The 518-nt window shown below is 57.3% G+C and carries 1 protein-coding gene; it reads left to right on the forward strand.

Annotation, left to right across the window (positions count from 1 at the left end; all coding sequences use genetic code 11):
• Window positions 1-180: 180 nt before the first annotated feature.
• The coding region (locus NKI29_RS33420; protein WP_352798705.1) for an ATP-binding cassette domain-containing protein at window positions 181-518 on the forward strand (338 nt) is incomplete at its 3' end.

Below are 518 nucleotides of genomic sequence, written 5' to 3' on the forward strand. Positions count from 1 at the left end.
TCTCGAGATGCGCTACGGCGCCGAGATCGCCGCGACGCGCGGACACTGACAAATGCATGTCGCCCAAAAGTGTGTAGCGGTTTTTGGACAACGACATGCATAAAACAAAGATTTAATGTCGCCCAAAAGTGGGAACCGGTTTTGGGATAACGGCATGCATCAACTACAAAAGGGATTTGCATGGAAGTTCGCGTTGCCAACGTGCGCAAGGAGTTTGAGCGGTTTCCGGCCCTCCGCGACGTTTCGCTCGACATCAAGTCGGGAGAACTGATCGCCCTGCTGGGACCTTCCGGTTCCGGCAAGACGACGCTGCTCAGGCTGATTGCCGGCTTGGAGCGGCCGACCCGCGGAAAGATCTTCTTCGGCGAAGAGGATGCGTCCCAAAAGTCGATTCAGGAGCGCAATGTCGGCTTCGTCTTCCAGCACTACGCGCTGTTTCGCCATATGACGGTCGCCGACAATATCGGCTTCGGACTCAAGGTCCGGCACGGGCCGTCACGCCCGTCGGCGAAGGAAAT

Source organism: Mesorhizobium sp. M0678, from assembly GCF_040320505.1.
Lineage (GTDB): Bacteria > Pseudomonadota > Alphaproteobacteria > Rhizobiales > Rhizobiaceae > Mesorhizobium.